Origin of the sequence: Salmonella sp. NW722 (assembly GCF_051702785.1) — a bacterium.
Classification (GTDB): domain Bacteria; phylum Pseudomonadota; class Gammaproteobacteria; order Enterobacterales; family Enterobacteriaceae; genus Salmonella; species Salmonella enterica.
In genome coordinates, this window is record NZ_JAMMIN010000001.1 from 1 (window position 1) to 15,795 (window position 15,795).

The window sequence follows — 15,795 nt, forward strand, 5'->3', positions numbered from 1 at the left end:
AGGGAAGGTGCGAGTTTGAAGTTGTACAGGTCACCGATACCACCCTGAGAGGCCGGGGTGTTGATCAGGATACGCGCAGTTTTCATCATCTGACCGAAGTAAGCAACGCGTTCTGGCTGGTTATCCTGGTCAGTGTACAGGCAGGAGGTGTGACCGATACCGCCCATAGCGACCAGTTTTTCTGCTTTTTCTACCGCTTCTTCGAAATCTTTCGCACGATACATCGCCAGAGTCGGAGACAGTTTTTCGTGTGCGAACGGTTCGCTTTCGTCAACGACTGTAACTTCACCGATCAGAATTTTGGTGGTTTCTGGTACGGAGAAGCCTGCCAGTTCAGCGATTTTGTAGGCTGGCTGACCGACTATAGCGGCGTTCAGAGCGCCATTTTTCAGGATAACGTTTTGAACCGCTTTCAGCTCCTGGCCCTGCAGCATGTAGCCGCCGTGGCTGGCGAAACGTTCGCGAACGGCATCATAGACGGAATCAACAACGACAACAGACTGTTCAGAAGCACAGATTACGCCGTTATCGAAGGTTTTAGACATCAGAACAGACGCCACAGCGCGTTTGATATCCGCGGTTTCATCAATAACAACCGGGGTGTTGCCTGCGCCTACGCCGATAGCAGGTTTACCGGAGCTGTATGCTGCTTTAACCATGCCTGGACCACCTGTCGCAAGGATCAGGTTAATATCCGGGTGGTGCATCAGCGCATTAGACAGTTCTACGGAAGGTTGATCGATCCAGCCAATCAGATCTTTCGGCGCGCCGGCAGCGATAGCCGCTTGCAGAACGATGTCTGCCGCTTTGTTGGTTGCTTCTTTAGCGCGCGGATGCGGAGAAAAGATGATGGCGTTACGGGTCTTCAGGCTAATCAGCGATTTGAAGATTGCGGTAGAGGTTGGGTTAGTGGTTGGAACGATACCGCAAATAATGCCGATAGGTTCAGCAATGGTGATGGTTCCGAAGGTGTCGTCCTCAGACAGCACGCCGCAGGTTTTTTCATCTTTATAGGCATTGTAAATATATTCAGAAGCGAAGTGGTTTTTAATCACTTTGTCTTCCACGATACCCATACCGGATTCGGCGACGGCCATTTTGGCCAGCGGAATGCGGGCATCAGCGGCGGCCAGAGCGGCGGCGCGGAAGATTTTGTCGACCTGTTCTTGAGTGAAACTGGCATATTCACGCTGGGCTTTTTTTACACGCTCTACGAGTGCGTTAAGTTCAGCGACATTAGTAACAGCCATAATGCTCTCCTGATAATGTTAAACTTTTTTAGTAAATCATCTGCGCGATACGTGAGTATAGACAGATCGACGATACTTTGTATAAATGCCTGAAATTCAGGTGGTTACTTAACGTCCGTTTCGCTCTGATTTACTAAAAGAGCTTCTGCGTTAGTATCATTTAACTCTAACGCGTTACGTCCAGGTGGCGTAAGCAAGATTACTCACTTCTGAGTAGCGATTGTGTGATCTAAATCAAGATTACGCAAAGCTGACACCTTTCAGCAGGCCATTTTAGCCTTTTATGTAAATTGTTAAGAAATCGTTGTCATGAAGAGTGAGTGGATTAGCATAACGAGTACATATAAATAACAGCGATGAATGGATGAAATTACGTGTAGATAAGAGGTGAACTATGCGAATAAAAGGCGTATCTTCTGCGCGTTTTGATCATTAACGAACATTGACTTCATCCGGCTAACGCTTCGGAGCTAACCGTGATTCAACCGCTTTTTGATTTTCCTGTTTACTTTAAGTTCTTTATCGGGCTCTTTGCGCTGGTTAACCCGGTGGGGATTATCCCCGTTTTCATCAGCATGACCAGCTACCAGACGGCCACGGCGCGTAATAAAACTAACCTCACCGCGAATCTGTCGGTTGCGATTATCTTGTGGAGTTCCTTATTCCTCGGCGATGGCATCCTGCAGCTGTTTGGTATTTCTATTGACTCGTTCAGAATTGCGGGCGGTATCCTGGTTGTCACCATTGCAATGTCGATGATCAGCGGGAAGCTGGGGGAAGATAAACAAAACAAGCAAGAAAAGTCAGAGACGGCCATACGCGAGAGCATTGGCGTTGTGCCGTTAGCGCTACCGTTAATGGCGGGGCCAGGGGCGATTAGCTCCACTATCGTCTGGGGGACGCGTTATCACAGCATCGCGCATTTGCTTGGTTTTTCAGTTGCCATTGCGCTTTTTGCGCTTTGCTGCTGGGGCGTGTTCCGTATGGCGCCGTGGCTGGTTCGTTTGCTGGGGCAAACCGGTATCAACGTTATTACCCGAATCATGGGGTTGTTGTTAATGGCGCTCGGCATCGAATTTATTGTCACAGGAATAAAAGGCATTTTCCCCGGCTTGCTCAACTAAACTCCCACCTGTTGATTTACAGGCGGCGCCCTAAGGGGGCCGCCTTGTGACATTCCCAGTGACATTCCCACGTAACACTTCTTACTTTGATAAGCATTCAGTGTTTTAATGATAAAAAATACTAATATAATCTAACGCTATTTATTTTTATTAATCAAACTATTATCAACATTACTGAGTCCGTGAGAAGCGGTAGGTCTGTTATTTTATTCACACCATACTCTGGGGCTTGATGAAGGATTATTGAAATGTTATTAGTTGTTTCAGCTCCATCGTAGATGAATGTGCTAAATAATGAGCATTTGTTAAATTTGTGTGTGTTTTATGGCGAAGGCATAACCTACGATGTGACAGAGAGATATTTTTCTTTCAACTTGTTGATTATAAATAATAAATTAAAATTTTTTAACATTCTTTAACTGTTTTTCTGGGCAGGAAATTTTCCATAAAAGAGAATTGGTTAACAAAATTGTAAAATGAATTGGCGGTTCAGAAACGCATTTGATACTTTTCGGCCAAACATTTTGCAGAAGATTTCACATTGTTGATAACTATTTTCATTTACATGGTTGTCAGAAATAACGTGCGACGTGGGCAGGTACGTCGTATACCGAATCGACGAAAGGCGATCGAACGAATCGTCAGAATAAATAAAGTCGGTGATAGCAAAAGCAGTGACAGACCTGGCAGTACACCACCAGTGCTGTACAGGAACCCTGACGGGATTAAACAGGCTGGTAAAAACCAGTAATTATAATGAGTGGAGTACAAACACAATGTCTAACATCACGAAAAAAAGTTTAATTGCAGTGGGAATACTCACTGCGCTCATCGCCGCCAGCGCCGCGACTGCGGCAGACGTGCCCGCCGGTGTTCAGTTAGCCGACAAGCAAACGTTGGTACGTAATAATGGATCAGAAGTGCAGTCTCTCGACCCGCATAAAATTGAAGGCGTGCCGGAATCGAACGTCAGCCGTGATCTCTTTGAAGGCTTATTAATTAGTGATGTCGAGGGGCATCCTTCACCGGGCGTCGCGGAAAAATGGGAAAATAAAGATTTTAAAGTCTGGACATTCCATCTACGTGAAAATGCGAAATGGTCAGATGGTACGCCCGTCACCGCCCATGATTTCGTTTATAGCTGGCAACGCCTGGCCGATCCTAATACGGCATCGCCGTACGCCAGCTATCTGCAATACGGTCATATCGCTAATATCGATGACATTATCGCCGGTAAAAAACCCGCCACCGATCTGGGGGTAAAAGCGCTTGATGATCACACCTTTGAAGTGACCTTAAGTGAGCCGGTGCCTTATTTCTACAAATTGTTGGTCCACCCTTCAGTGTCTCCTGTACCGAAATCGGCGGTCGAAAAATTTGGCGATAAATGGACACAACCGGCCAATATTGTCACTAACGGCGCTTATAAGTTAAAAAACTGGGTGGTGAACGAACGTATCGTGCTGGAGCGTAACCCGCAATACTGGGATAACGACAAAACCGTCATCAATCAGGTAACTTATTTGCCTATCTCTTCGGAGGTGACGGATGTTAACCGCTACCGCAGCGGCGAGATCGATATGACTTATAACAATATGCCGATCGAATTATTCCAGAAACTGAAAAAAGAGATCCCGAATGAAGTCCGCGTAGACCCTTATTTGTGTACCTATTATTACGAAATTAATAATCAAAAAGCGCCATTTAACGATGTCCGCGTGCGTACCGCGCTGAAACTGGCGTTAGATCGCGACATTATTGTTAATAAGGTTAAAAATCAGGGCGATTTACCCGCTTATAGCTACACGCCGCCGTATACCGATGGCGCAAAACTGGTAGAGCCTGAGTGGTTCAAATGGTCCCAGCAAAAGCGTAATGAAGAAGCGAAGAAATTGTTGGCTGAAGCCGGCTTTACGGCGGATAAGCCCTTAACATTCGACCTGCTGTATAACACCTCCGATCTACATAAAAAACTGGCCATTGCCGTGGCGTCTATCTGGAAGAAAAATCTGGGCGTCAATGTGAATCTGGAGAATCAGGAATGGAAGACCTTCCTGGATACCCGTCATCAGGGCACCTTTGATGTCGCCAGAGCCGGGTGGTGCGCAGATTATAATGAACCGACCTCATTCCTGAATACTATGTTGTCCGACAGTTCAAATAACACCGCGCATTATAAGAGCCCGGCGTTTGATAAGCTGATTGCTGACACGCTGAAAGTGGCGGACGATACGCAGCGCAGCGAACTCTACGCTAAAGCGGAGCAGCAGTTAGATAAAGACTCGGCTATTGTGCCGGTGTATTACTACGTTAACGCGCGCTTGGTGAAACCTTGGGTGGGCGGGTATACCGGTAAAGACCCGCTGGATAATATTTATGTGAAAAACTTATATATTATCAAACATTAATGGCAAGACATGGGACAACTGCGGTTGTCCCATGGTGTCTTTTTTCATCGCACTATAACTTTCCCTGGCGGATCTTTTGTCACATCCGGGAAGTAAAGGCACAGGCCAGAAGGTACGGGCAATGTTGAAATTTATTTTACGCCGCTGTCTGGAAGCGATTCCGACGCTGTTTATTCTTATTACCATCTCTTTCTTTATGATGCGCCTCGCGCCGGGTAGCCCTTTTACCGGCGAGCGCGCATTGCCGCCGGAAGTGCTGGCCAATATTGAAGCAAAATATCATCTGAACGATCCCATCATGACGCAGTACTTCAGCTACCTGAAACAGCTGGCGCATGGCGATTTTGGACCATCGTTTAAATACAAAGATTACACGGTCAACGATCTGGTTGCCGCCAGCTTCCCCGTTTCGGCGAAACTTGGCGCCGCCGCTTTTTTGCTGGCGGTCATTATTGGTGTCAGCGCTGGCGTGATTGCCGCGCTAAAGCAAAATACGCGATGGGATTATACGGTGATGGGATTTGCCATGACCGGCGTCGTTATCCCCAGTTTTGTGGTGGCGCCGTTACTGGTGATGGTCTTTGCGATAACCTTGCAATGGCTGCCTGGCGGCGGCTGGAACGGCGGGGCGTTAAAATTTATGATCCTGCCGATGGTCGCGCTTTCACTGGCCTATATTGCCAGCATCGCTCGTATTACGCGCGGCTCAATGATTGAAGTTCTGCATTCGAACTTTATTCGTACCGCGCGGGCAAAAGGATTACCGATGCGCAGAATCATCTTCCGCCATGCGTTAAAACCTGCGCTGCTGCCGGTTTTATCCTATATGGGGCCAGCCTTTGTCGGCATTATTACCGGCTCAATGGTGATTGAAACGATTTATGGCTTACCGGGCATTGGGCAGCTTTTCGTTAATGGCGCGCTCAACCGCGATTACTCGCTGGTGTTAAGTTTGACCATTTTAGTCGGGGCGCTGACCATATTGTTTAACGCCATTGTCGATGTGCTCTATGCCGTTATCGACCCGAAAATTCGCTATTGATACTGGAGCTCGCGATGATGTTAAGTAAGAAAAACAGCGAGACGCTGGAAAATTTCAGTGAAAAGCTGGAGGTGGAAGGTCGCAGCCTTTGGCAAGATGCCCGTCGGCGCTTTATGCATAACCGTGCGGCGGTGGCCAGTCTTATTGTCCTGTTTCTGATAGCCCTATTCGTGACAGTGGCGCCTATGCTGTCGCAATTTACCTATTTCGATACCGACTGGGGCATGATGTCCAGCGCGCCGGATATGGCGTCCGGCCACTATTTCGGCACTGACTCTTCCGGGCGCGATCTGTTGGTGCGCGTTGCCATCGGCGGGCGTATCTCATTAATGGTCGGGATTGCCGCCGCGCTGGTGGCGGTCATTGTCGGAACGCTGTATGGCTCGCTGTCCGGCTATCTGGGCGGCAAAATTGATTCTGTGATGATGCGGTTGTTGGAGATCCTCAACTCGTTCCCGTTTATGTTCTTTGTGATTTTGCTGGTGACGTTTTTTGGGCAGAACATTCTGTTGATTTTCGTCGCCATCGGCATGGTCTCCTGGCTTGATATGGCGCGTATCGTGCGTGGCCAAACCCTAAGTCTTAAACGTAAAGAGTTCATCGAAGCCGCGCAGGTGGGAGGTGTGTCGACCGCCAGCATTGTGATCCGCCATATTGTGCCTAACGTCCTGGGCGTAGTGGTAGTGTATGCATCGTTGCTGGTGCCCAGCATGATTCTGTTTGAGTCTTTCCTCAGTTTCCTGGGGCTTGGGACGCAGGAACCGTTAAGCAGTTGGGGAGCGTTGTTGAGCGATGGCGCAAATTCAATGGAAGTCTCACCGTGGCTGCTGCTGTTTCCGGCTGGCTTTCTCGTGGTGACGTTATTCTGTTTTAACTTTATTGGCGATGGCCTGCGTGATGCCCTCGACCCGAAAGATCGTTAAGGAGTACAGCCATGAGCTTATCAGAAACCGCAACTCAGGCGCCGCAACCGGCGAATGTACTGCTGGAGGTAAATGATCTTCGTGTTACGTTCGCTACGCCTGATGGCGATGTGACGGCGGTCAACGATCTGAACTTTACGCTTCGCGCTGGAGAAACGTTAGGCATTGTTGGCGAGTCTGGATCGGGGAAATCGCAAACGGCGTTCGCATTAATGGGACTGCTGGCGACGAATGGTCGAATCGGCGGTTCCGCGACCTTTAACGGACGTGAAATTCTTAATCTACCTGAGCGCGAACTGAATACGCTGCGCGCAGAACAGATTTCGATGATTTTTCAGGACCCGATGACCTCGCTAAATCCTTATATGCGCGTTGGGGAGCAGTTAATGGAAGTCCTGATGCTGCATAAAGGGATGAGCAAAGCGGAAGCTTTTGAAGAGTCCGTCAGAATGCTGGATGCCGTAAAAATGCCGGAAGCGCGCAAACGGATGAAAATGTACCCGCACGAATTTTCCGGCGGAATGCGTCAACGTGTGATGATTGCGATGGCGCTGTTGTGCAGGCCGAAACTGCTTATTGCCGATGAGCCTACCACCGCGCTTGATGTTACCGTGCAGGCGCAGATTATGACCTTGCTTAATGAGCTAAAGCGCGAATTTAATACCGCCATTATCATGATTACCCACGATCTGGGCGTGGTCGCGGGTATTTGCGATAAGGTCCTGGTAATGTATGCCGGGCGTACCATGGAATACGGTAAGGCGCGCGATGTTTTTTATCAGCCCGTCCATCCGTATTCGATAGGACTGCTTAATGCGGTGCCGCGTCTGGATAGCGAGGGGGCGGAAATGCTGACGATTCCGGGCAATCCTCCCAATTTATTGCGTTTGCCTAAAGGTTGTCCATTCCAGCCGCGTTGTCCTCATGCGATGGAGATCTGCAATAATGCGCCGCCACTTGAAGCGTTCAGTCCTGGTCGCTTGCGCGCCTGTTTTAAACCGGTGGAGGAACTGCTATGAATGCTGTGATTGAACAACGTAAAGTTCTCCTCGAAATCGCCGATCTGAAAGTACATTTTGATATCAAAGAAGGGAAGCAGTGGTTCTGGCAACCGCCGAAAACTGTGAAAGCGGTGGACGGCGTTACGCTACGCCTGTATGAAGGCGAAACGCTGGGCGTGGTGGGCGAATCCGGCTGCGGCAAGTCGACGTTTGCGCGCGCCATTATTGGTCTGGTGAAGGCGACAGACGGTAAAGTCGCCTGGCTGGGAAAAGATCTGTTGGGCATGAAAGCGGATGAGTGGCGCGAGGTGCGCAGCGATATCCAGATGATTTTCCAGGACCCGCTGGCGTCACTCAATCCGCGAATGACGATTGGCGAAATTATCGCTGAACCGCTGCGCACTTATCATCCTAAACTTTCGCGCCAGGACGTGCGTGACCGCGTGAAAGCCATGATGCTGAAAGTGGGGCTGCTGCCGAATCTCATCAACCGTTATCCCCATGAATTTTCCGGGGGGCAGTGCCAGCGCATCGGTATCGCCCGGGCATTGATCCTGGAACCTAAGCTCATTATTTGCGATGAGCCGGTGTCGGCGCTGGACGTTTCTATTCAGGCGCAGGTGGTGAATTTGCTCCAGCAGTTACAGCGAGAGATGGGGCTGTCGTTGATTTTTATTGCGCACGATCTGGCGGTCGTAAAGCACATATCCGATCGTGTCCTGGTGATGTATCTCGGTCATGCAGTAGAATTGGGCACCTATGATGAGGTGTACCATAATCCACTGCATCCTTATACCAAAGCGCTGATGTCGGCGGTACCGATTCCCGATCCCGATCTGGAGCGAAATAAGAAGATACAATTGCTGGAGGGCGAATTACCTTCGCCCATTAACCCGCCTTCCGGCTGCGTGTTCCGTACACGCTGTCCGCTAGCCGGGCCAGAATGCGCGCAAACGCGACCGGTGCTGGAAGGGAGTTTTCGCCATGCCGTTTCCTGCCTTAAAGTAGACCCGTTATAATCGCAAGGGCTGACAATTCGTCAGCCCTTCTTTTAGGTGAGGTTACCGTGTCACTTTCTTTGTCGTCGGTTCGCCGTCGTCTTTATCATAATCTGTTCGATTTGACTACGCGCTCAGGTCGCCGTTTTGAAGGGTTATGCGCGCTGTTTGCGCTGCTTAGCGTACTGGTCATTTTTGTTGAATCAGGCGTAGGAACGGAATATCACCTGACATTTGATGAATGGCATATTTTTGTCTGGCTGGAGCTCTGCGTTACCCTGATATTTACCGGTGAATACTTGCTCAGACTGTTTAGCTGGCCCGAACCGGCAAAATACGTTTTTAGTTTCTGGGGATTTATTGATCTGGTGACGATTTTGCCGCTGTACGTCATGTGGCTGTGGCCGGAAATTAGCCTGAACTATATGTTTGCCTGGCGCGCAATGCGAGCGATTCGCGTGCTGCGTATTCTTAAACTGCTACGCTTTATGCCATCTCTGCGGGTATTCTGGAGCGCCATTATTAGCGCGCGTCATCAGCTTATTCTGTTCTATTCATTTATTGCGATCGTGATGATTATTTTCGGTGCCCTGATGTATCTTATTGAAGGACCGAAATATGGCTTTACGACGCTTAATGCCTCGGTGTATTGGGCGATAGTGACAGTCACAACCGTGGGGTACGGTGATATTACGCCGCATACGCCGCTGGGACGTATTGTCGCGTCGGTGCTTATTTTGATTGGCTATTCGGTGATTGCGATTCCTACAGGACTGATTACCACGCACATGAGCAGCGCGTTTCAAAAACGTCACTGGCAGCGAAAATGTCCGCAGTGCCAGCAAAGCCAGCATGAACATAGCGCGCAATATTGTAACCGATGCGGCAGTAAGCTACCGGATTAAACAGGCTTGCCGGAGGGCGCAATCAGACGCCATCCGGCCTGAACCGCTTATTCGCGCCAGAGAATATGGCACAGCTTGTGGTCCTTTTCCCGGCACAGCAGAACGCGGGCAAAAATGTCGTTAATTTCGCCGTCTTCGGTATCCGCCAGGCCAATCACCACCTCGGCAAAAAAGTCTGGATTCAGGTCAAAATCGACGTGCTCTTGCCAGTCTTCAGCGGGATCAAACAACTCCGCGCCGCCGCGCTCCTCGAATTGCAAATTGAACAGAATGATATCAGCCGGATCAAGATTATCCGCCGCCAGCTCAAGAAAAATATCGTAAGCCTGCTCAAGTGTTTCGTCTTCAGTCAGGCGATTGTTCAGATCCATTTCCATAGTGACTACCTGTTTACTCATGTTGGTCACGTTTTACAGCAATGGACTAAAGAAGTAAAACAATCGCTCGGTAATACGCTGCCATAACGGACGTTTTACCCACAAACGCGCATCTAACAGGCGGGAGCGCGAAATATAATCGTCCTGTACCGCAGCCAGATCGGCGCCGAAACCCGTATCATCAATGACCAGCGTAATCTCGAAATTAAGCCACAGGCTACGCATGTCGAGATTCACGGTACCGACCAGGCTCAGTTCGCCATCGACCAGCACGCTTTTGGTATGTAACAGCCCGCCTTCGAACTGATAGATTTTCACGCCCGCCGCCAGTAACTCGCTAAAAAAGGCGCGACTGGCCCAGCCGACGAGCAGTGAATCATTTTTACGGGGCAGGATAATACTGACATCCACGCCGCGCTGCGCAGCGGTACAAATAGCGTGCAGCAGATCGTCGCTGGGGACGAAATATGGCGTGGTCATAATTAAATATTCGCGCGCAGCATAGGTGGCGGTTAATAGTGCCTGGTGAATGAGATCTTCCGGAAAACCAGGTCCGGAAGCAATGGTATGAATGGTATGCCCGCTGGCCTGCTCAAACGGCATAATATTCACATCCGGCGGGGGCGGCAGAATGCGTTTACCCGTCTCGATTTCCCAATCGCAGGAGTAAACAATCCCCATTGCTGTCGCCACGGGGCCCTCCATCCGCGCCATCAAATCGACCCATTGTCCAACGCCGGCATCCTGTTTGAAAAAACGCGGATCCACCATATTCATACTGCCGGTATAGGCGATGTAATTGTCAATCATCACCATTTTACGGTGCTGGCGAAGATCCATACGGCGTAAAAAGACGCGCATCAGATTCACCTTCAGCGCCTCTACGACTTCAATGCCAGCGTTACGCATCATGGCCGCCCAGGGGCTGCGGAAGAAAGCGACGCTACCCGCGGAATCCAGCATAAGCCGGCAGTGGATGCCGCGGCGGGCGGCGGCCATTAACGATTCAGCGACCTGATCCGCCATGCCGCCTGGCTGCCAGATGTAAAACACCATTTCGATATTATGCCGCGCCAGTTGGATATCGCGAATAAGCGCCTGCATGACATCATCGGAGTCGGTAAGCAATTGCAACTGGTTGCCTTTGACGCCCGCAATCCCCTGACGTCGTTCGCACAGCTTAAACAAGGACGATGCGACGCTACTGTTTTCTTGCGCGAAAATGTGTTTGCAGGCTTTGAGGTCATTCAACCATTTGGCGGTAGACGGCCACATGGCGCGGGCACGCTCGGCGCGACGTTTGCCTAAATGCAATTCGCCCACGGACAAATAGGCGATGATCCCGACCAGCGGAAGGATATAGATGATTAACAACCAGGCCATTGCGGAGGGAACTGCGCGCCGTTTCATTAGAATACGTAATGTGACGCCGGCAATGAGAACCCAGTATCCCAAAATGACCAGCCAACTCACCACGGTGTAGAAGGTTGTCATAACTTTAAAAATCCTTTAGAAAGCGTGTTGTTAAGAGTTTACGCGTCAGGATTCACATGGCAAATAAAAACACGGGAAAAGCGCTGGTCTGCATCCGGCGAGGGGGTATAATGGCGCTTCTGTTACAGTGAGAGTCGTAAACATGAAGCGTAGTAGAACGGAAGTGGGGCGCTGGCGAATGCTACGTCAGGCGAGCCGCCGTAAAGCGCGTTGGCTTGAAGGGCAATCACGCCGTAATATGCGTATCCATACCATCAGGAAATGCATCTTTAATCGTCAGCGTAATTCATTACTCTTTGCGATTCACGGTGTGTGAGCCAGAAAGGGCACCGTATGCGGTGCCCAACAGGCCATCCTTTTCAAAAGATCTTCTTATACGGTTTGACCGAAACCTGCGCATAGACGCCCGCTGCGACGTAGGGGTCCGCATCAGCCCAGGATTGCGCCGCTTCTAAAGATTCAAATTCAGCAATCACCGTTGACCCGGTAAATCCAGCTACTCCAGGATCGTTACTGTCCACTGCGGGCATCGGCCCGGCAGTTAATAATCGCCCTTCATCATGCAGAAGTTGCAGGCGCGCCAGATGCGCGGGCCGTACCGAGAGGCGTTTTTCAAGCGAGTTGGCATTGTCCTGAGCGTAAATAACATACAGCACGGGTAGAGCTCCTTAATCGGTAAAAGTTGCTGATTACGTTATTGGAAAGGGCATTTAACTGCAATGTAAAGATACCGACTTTGTTAAACATGCACATTTTGTGTGGTGTTTTTGCGCGATATCATCTTTTAAATGCCGCTATCGGCAATGCCTTATTGAATATGATTGCTATTTGCATTTAAAATTCAGCTCTGGTTTTTCAACTGAAACGATTATGACTTCAATGACCCTTGATTTACCTCGTCGCTTTCCCTGGCCGACACTCCTTTCCGTAGGCATTCATGGTGCTGTAGTGGCAGGTTTGCTCTATACCTCGGTACATCAGGTTATTGAATTGCCTGCGCCAGCGCAGCCTATCACGGTGACAATGGTTTCACCCGCCGACCTGGAGCCGCCCCAGGCGGTTCAGCCGCCGCCGGAGCCGGTGGTTGAACCCGAACCGGAGCCAGAGCCGATCCCTGAACCGCCTAAAGAAGCGCCCGTGGTGATTGAGAAACCCAAACCTAAGCCAAAACCCAAGCCGAAGCCGAAACCGGTGAAAAAGGTTGAAGAGCAGCCGAAGCGCGAAGTCAAACCGGCCGCGCCGCGTCCTGCCTCACCGTTTGAAAATAGCGCCCCGGCGCGGCCAACAAGCAGCACCGCCTCGGCGACCAGCAAGCCGGCGGTGAGCCTGCCCACTGGACCTCGCGCTCTGAGCCGTAACCAGCCGCAATATCCGGCGCGAGCACAGGCGTTACGTATTGAAGGCCGCGTAAAGGTGAAGTTTGACGTGACCTCTGCTGGGCGAGTGGAAAATGTACAGATTCTGTCCGCGCAGCCAGCCAATATGTTTGAGCGTGAAGTTAAGAATGCGATGCGCAAATGGCGCTATGAAGCAGGCAAGCCGGGTTCCGGGCTGGTGGTCAATATTATCTTCCGTCTGAACGGTACGGCGCAGATTGAGTAATCTCTGGCGCCGCCAGCCAGGAATATACCATCACCTGCTGGCGGCGTAAGCGGGTATACTTAACCCTGAACCGGGAGCGGGCGAGGTTTACCGTCCGGATCGACGGCAACATAAATAAACAGCGCCTCGGTGGCCTTGTAGCGCTGTCCAATCGGTTCTGACGCGACTTTTTTCACCCAGACTTCAATATTGATGCTAATAGACGTCGTACCGCGTTTAACGCAGCGCGCGTAGCAGCATACGACATCGCCAACCGCGACGGGGCGCAGAAATGTCATTCCTTCCACGCGTACGGTTACAACCCGACCGTGCGCGATCTCTTTGGCCAGTATCGCGCCGCCAATATCCATTTGCGACATCAGCCAGCCGCCAAAAATATCGCCGTTCGCATTGGTATCGGCAGGCATGGCCAATGTACGTAAAACCAGCTCGCCCTGAGGAGTATTATCCATTGTTGTCATTGTAAAACCGACTATCAGAAAAAATTACAGCCGCGATGCTACTATGAATTTTGTGTGGAGAATAGTGGGAATAAAGGTACTGACGGGAAAGCGCAGGGCGTCAAGGCGAAGAAAATATCGCCAGGCGTTCGCAGTCTGGCGATGATAAGTCACGGGAGGGTTATGATTTATCTTCCTGTGGAAGATGCCGGTAGATATAGACGCCGCTCAGCAGGGTAAAAATGAGCGTCAGCGCCGTGAGTCCAAAGACCTTAAAGTTGACCCAGATATTTTGCGGCAACCAGAAGGCGATATAAATGTTAGCCAGACCGCACGCAATAAAAAACAGCGCCCACGCCAGGTTCAGCTTTGACCAGACCTGCTGCGGCAACGCCAGTTCTTTACCTAACATACGTTGGATTAACGGTTTTTTCATCACCCACTGGCTTATTAACAGCGCGCCGGCGAACAGCGCATAAATAACCGTCACCTTCCATTTAATAAATTCATCGTTATGGAAGAAGAGCGTCAGACCGCCGAAGACGGCAACCAGAACAAAGGTAATCAGCGCCATCTTCTCTATTTTCCGATAGCGCACCCAGCTATAAATCAGCACGATTGCCGTCGCGACAATCAGTGCGGAGGTCGCCGCATAGATGTCATAAAGTTTATAAAACGCAAAAAAGACAACCAGCGGTAAAAAATCCAGAAACTGCTTCATTCTTCGATTCCATCATCAACGAGCGTCGAATGCGCCGCGTAACGGCGCATTGCGGATTATTGGCGAATCAACATATACAGGCGGAATAAGTAGATAAGCAATACTGCGGAAATCAGATTGCTCAACGTATTCGCCAGTACAGCGCCTACATTTGGGGTCAGTACAGCGAAGCTGGGCGCGAACAGCAATAGCAATGTTTTAGCCAGCAACCAGCCTATCACCGCAGGCGCGACCAGTCTCATGTTAGCCCAGGCTAAACGCATACTGCTGCGCATTGCGGCAAACACGCCCATTTTCTCTTCAACCAACATCACTGGCGCAAGCGCCAGCACAATGGCCATAATAATCCCCGGAACGACAATCAGCATTATACCGATTTGCACTAACAGGGTAGTCAGAAAAATAAGAATAAACAGTTTAGGCAATGCAGGGGCGCTGGCGCCGATAGCGCGCAGCGCGCTAACCCGATGTCCCGCTGAAACTAACTGAATCATCAGGATGATACCGCCGGCCAGAATAGCATTGCCGATAAGCCCGGAAAACGTCGAGGCGGCAGAGGCGCGCAACAGGATCTGCTGCTGCTCCGGCGTCATATTTTGTACCAGCTCAAACAGGCCAGCGCTGCCTGCCAGATGTTCTCCTTCACTGAGTTGCGCGATTTGCGCATCGCTGGGTGAAAAGGCATGACCTAAGACCACCGTGATAAATGCGCACAGCAACGAAACCAGCAAGATAGTAATAAATTGATTTCGGAAAAAATTTCCGGCGTCACGGTAAACGGACTTCGCCGTGATAGACATGCACTCTCCTTGAGTTTTGCAGGTGTTAATTTGCGGGCAATTGTACCCTGGATAACTCTACAGTGGCAGCATCAGCAGTTGTATGGAAAAGCATATCTTTGTAAAGCGGCGGTAATCCGTATCGCGCGCGGGCGCGATTGCACGCCTCATTCACTTCGCCTCCTTCGCCCGATATCGAAAATTCGCGACAGGTTGAAGGGCGGTTTTCATAAATAGCGCAACTGACGTTTTCACCCGGCGTGCCAATTAGCGCTTTACAGTGCGGCTGTTTTTGGTTGGTACCGGCCATACAACGTAAAAAAGGGGTAACGGGCTCGGTTAATGACGCCGGAACGCATCCGCTGGCATCGTCGCCTTCAGCCCAATAAAAGGAGACACGAAAATAGGCACAACAGGCACCGCATGTCATGCATGGGTTAAGAACGCTCATGATTCACCTGCAAAAACTCACGTATCAATAGATTACAACGGAAATTAATCTGTCCCGCAGTGTTCGCGAATCTTAACGCCACGCGCCATTGCGGGACATTGATTACCTTAGCCAGCCTTTATCGCTAGGGCAACAGAGCAGACAAATATTTGCATAGCGTGAATATGTCAAAATTGATCTGAATTCCTATAACCAGGATTTTCAATACAAGTTCTAAATTAATCTGGATCAATAAATGTTAAATTATAAGAACAAATGTGATCTGTGTTAGATCACTTAT

17 protein-coding genes are annotated in these 15,795 nt (G+C 50.1%); 9 read left to right on the plus strand and 8 right to left on the minus strand.

Annotation, left to right across the window (positions count from 1 at the left end):
• Positions 1 to 1,250: aldehyde dehydrogenase family protein (locus tag NA330_RS00005; RefSeq protein WP_114443355.1), on the minus strand; the 1,250-nt coding region annotated here is incomplete at its 3' end.
• A gap of 476 nt (positions 1,251 to 1,726) precedes the next feature.
• Between NA330_RS00005 and NA330_RS00010 the strand changes: the two genes are divergently transcribed.
• The 7 genes from NA330_RS00010 (at position 1,727) to NA330_RS00040 (ending at position 9,651) form a co-directional block, all read left to right on the plus strand.
• Entirely contained in the window at positions 1,727 to 2,374 is a 648-nt protein-coding gene (locus NA330_RS00010) for a YchE family NAAT transporter (RefSeq protein ID WP_000615840.1), read from the plus strand.
• A 776-nt stretch (positions 2,375 to 3,150) separates the two neighbouring features.
• Positions 3,151 to 4,782 carry an oligopeptide ABC transporter substrate-binding protein OppA gene (gene oppA / locus NA330_RS00015; RefSeq protein WP_001518218.1) on the plus strand — a complete coding sequence of 544 codons (1,632 nt, stop codon included), beginning with the start codon at positions 3,151 to 3,153 and terminating at the stop codon, positions 4,780 to 4,782.
• A 121-nt stretch (positions 4,783 to 4,903) separates the two neighbouring features.
• On the plus strand, positions 4,904 to 5,824 hold the full coding sequence (oppB, locus tag NA330_RS00020; protein WP_000911097.1) for an oligopeptide ABC transporter permease OppB: 921 nt from the start codon (positions 4,904 to 4,906) through the stop codon (positions 5,822 to 5,824).
• A 14-nt stretch (positions 5,825 to 5,838) separates the two neighbouring features.
• A complete protein-coding gene (gene oppC, locus NA330_RS00025) occupies positions 5,839 to 6,747 on the plus strand; it encodes an oligopeptide ABC transporter permease OppC (RefSeq protein ID WP_000979653.1) in 909 nt (302 codons plus the stop codon).
• 11 nt (positions 6,748 to 6,758) lie between these two features.
• A complete protein-coding gene (locus NA330_RS00030) occupies positions 6,759 to 7,766 on the plus strand; it encodes an ABC transporter ATP-binding protein (RefSeq protein ID WP_000058857.1) in 1,008 nt (335 codons plus the stop codon).
• Positions 7,763 to 8,767, plus strand: a complete 1,005-nt coding sequence (gene oppF, locus NA330_RS00035; protein WP_017441280.1) for a murein tripeptide/oligopeptide ABC transporter ATP-binding protein OppF — start codon at positions 7,763 to 7,765, stop codon at positions 8,765 to 8,767. The genes NA330_RS00030 and oppF overlap by 4 nt, the downstream gene beginning before the upstream one ends.
• Before the next feature lie 47 nt (positions 8,768 to 8,814).
• Positions 8,815 to 9,651, plus strand: coding sequence for an ion transporter (locus tag NA330_RS00040; protein ID WP_000059074.1), 837 nt, complete (start codon positions 8,815 to 8,817; stop codon positions 9,649 to 9,651).
• Positions 9,652 to 9,698: 47 nt separating this feature from the next.
• On the opposite strand, the gene NA330_RS00045 is transcribed toward NA330_RS00040, so the two are convergent.
• Positions 9,699 to 10,028, minus strand: a complete 330-nt coding sequence (locus NA330_RS00045; protein ID WP_000425070.1) for an HI1450 family dsDNA-mimic protein — start codon at positions 10,026 to 10,028, stop codon at positions 9,699 to 9,701.
• Positions 10,029 to 10,061: 33 nt separating this feature from the next.
• On the minus strand, positions 10,062 to 11,522 hold the full coding sequence (gene cls / locus NA330_RS00050; protein WP_000206886.1) for a cardiolipin synthase: 1,461 nt from the start codon (positions 11,520 to 11,522) through the stop codon (positions 10,062 to 10,064).
• A 142-nt stretch (positions 11,523 to 11,664) separates the two neighbouring features.
• Here cls and NA330_RS00055 point away from each other — a divergent pair, with 142 nt between their 5' ends.
• Positions 11,665 to 11,838: a YciY family protein gene (locus tag NA330_RS00055; protein WP_001531561.1), complete on the plus strand. Its 174-nt coding sequence runs from the start codon at positions 11,665 to 11,667 to the stop codon at positions 11,836 to 11,838.
• Between the two features lie 43 nt (positions 11,839 to 11,881).
• Here NA330_RS00055 and NA330_RS00060 read toward each other — a convergent pair whose 3' ends face one another.
• Positions 11,882 to 12,178: a YciI family protein gene (locus tag NA330_RS00060; RefSeq protein ID WP_000967605.1), complete on the minus strand. Its 297-nt coding sequence runs from the start codon at positions 12,176 to 12,178 to the stop codon at positions 11,882 to 11,884.
• 223 nt (positions 12,179 to 12,401) lie between these two features.
• Here NA330_RS00060 and tonB point away from each other — a divergent pair, with 223 nt between their 5' ends.
• Positions 12,402 to 13,124 carry a TonB system transport protein TonB gene (gene tonB / locus NA330_RS00065; protein ID WP_023242281.1) on the plus strand — a complete coding sequence of 241 codons (723 nt, stop codon included), beginning with the start codon at positions 12,402 to 12,404 and terminating at the stop codon, positions 13,122 to 13,124.
• Positions 13,125 to 13,183: 59 nt separating this feature from the next.
• On the opposite strand, the gene yciA is transcribed toward tonB, so the two are convergent.
• The 4 genes from yciA to NA330_RS00085 all read right to left on the minus strand — a co-directional run bounded on the left by yciA (position 13,184) and on the right by NA330_RS00085 (position 15,515).
• Positions 13,184 to 13,585: an acyl-CoA thioester hydrolase YciA gene (gene yciA, locus NA330_RS00070; protein ID WP_000210317.1), complete on the minus strand. Its 402-nt coding sequence runs from the start codon at positions 13,583 to 13,585 to the stop codon at positions 13,184 to 13,186.
• 160 nt (positions 13,586 to 13,745) lie between these two features.
• Positions 13,746 to 14,285, minus strand: coding sequence for a septation protein A (locus NA330_RS00075; RefSeq protein WP_000808682.1), 540 nt, complete (start codon positions 14,283 to 14,285; stop codon positions 13,746 to 13,748).
• A gap of 56 nt (positions 14,286 to 14,341) precedes the next feature.
• Positions 14,342 to 15,085: a YciC family protein gene (locus tag NA330_RS00080; protein ID WP_000028507.1), complete on the minus strand. Its 744-nt coding sequence runs from the start codon at positions 15,083 to 15,085 to the stop codon at positions 14,342 to 14,344.
• Positions 15,086 to 15,110: 25 nt separating this feature from the next.
• Positions 15,111 to 15,515 (minus strand): YkgJ family cysteine cluster protein, encoded by a 405-nt coding sequence (locus NA330_RS00085; protein ID WP_000114954.1) that lies wholly within the window; start codon positions 15,513 to 15,515, stop codon positions 15,111 to 15,113.
• Positions 15,516 to 15,795 lie beyond the last annotated feature (280 nt).

Excerpts from the sequence above, each read along its gene's own strand:
- tonB (WP_023242281.1), top strand. The coding sequence starts at position 12,402 with ATGACCCTTGATTTACCTCGTCGCTTTCCCTGGCCGACACTCCTTTCC.
- NA330_RS00055 (WP_001531561.1), top strand. The coding sequence starts at position 11,665 with ATGAAGCGTAGTAGAACGGAAGTGGGGCGCTGGCGAATGCTACGTCAG.
- NA330_RS00085 (WP_000114954.1), bottom strand. The coding sequence starts at position 15,515 with ATGAGCGTTCTTAACCCATGCATGACATGCGGTGCCTGTTGTGCCTAT.
- cls (WP_000206886.1), bottom strand. The coding sequence starts at position 11,522 with ATGACAACCTTCTACACCGTGGTGAGTTGGCTGGTCATTTTGGGATAC.
- NA330_RS00030 (WP_000058857.1), top strand. The coding sequence starts at position 6,759 with ATGAGCTTATCAGAAACCGCAACTCAGGCGCCGCAACCGGCGAATGTA.
- NA330_RS00080 (WP_000028507.1), bottom strand. The coding sequence starts at position 15,085 with ATGTCTATCACGGCGAAGTCCGTTTACCGTGACGCCGGAAATTTTTTC.
- oppB (WP_000911097.1), top strand. The coding sequence starts at position 4,904 with ATGTTGAAATTTATTTTACGCCGCTGTCTGGAAGCGATTCCGACGCTG.
- oppC (WP_000979653.1), top strand. The coding sequence starts at position 5,839 with ATGATGTTAAGTAAGAAAAACAGCGAGACGCTGGAAAATTTCAGTGAA.
- yciA (WP_000210317.1), bottom strand. The coding sequence starts at position 13,585 with ATGACAACAATGGATAATACTCCTCAGGGCGAGCTGGTTTTACGTACA.
- oppA (WP_001518218.1), top strand. The coding sequence starts at position 3,151 with ATGTCTAACATCACGAAAAAAAGTTTAATTGCAGTGGGAATACTCACT.
- NA330_RS00045 (WP_000425070.1), bottom strand. The coding sequence starts at position 10,028 with ATGGAAATGGATCTGAACAATCGCCTGACTGAAGACGAAACACTTGAG.
- NA330_RS00075 (WP_000808682.1), bottom strand. The coding sequence starts at position 14,285 with ATGAAGCAGTTTCTGGATTTTTTACCGCTGGTTGTCTTTTTTGCGTTT.
- oppF (WP_017441280.1), top strand. The coding sequence starts at position 7,763 with ATGAATGCTGTGATTGAACAACGTAAAGTTCTCCTCGAAATCGCCGAT.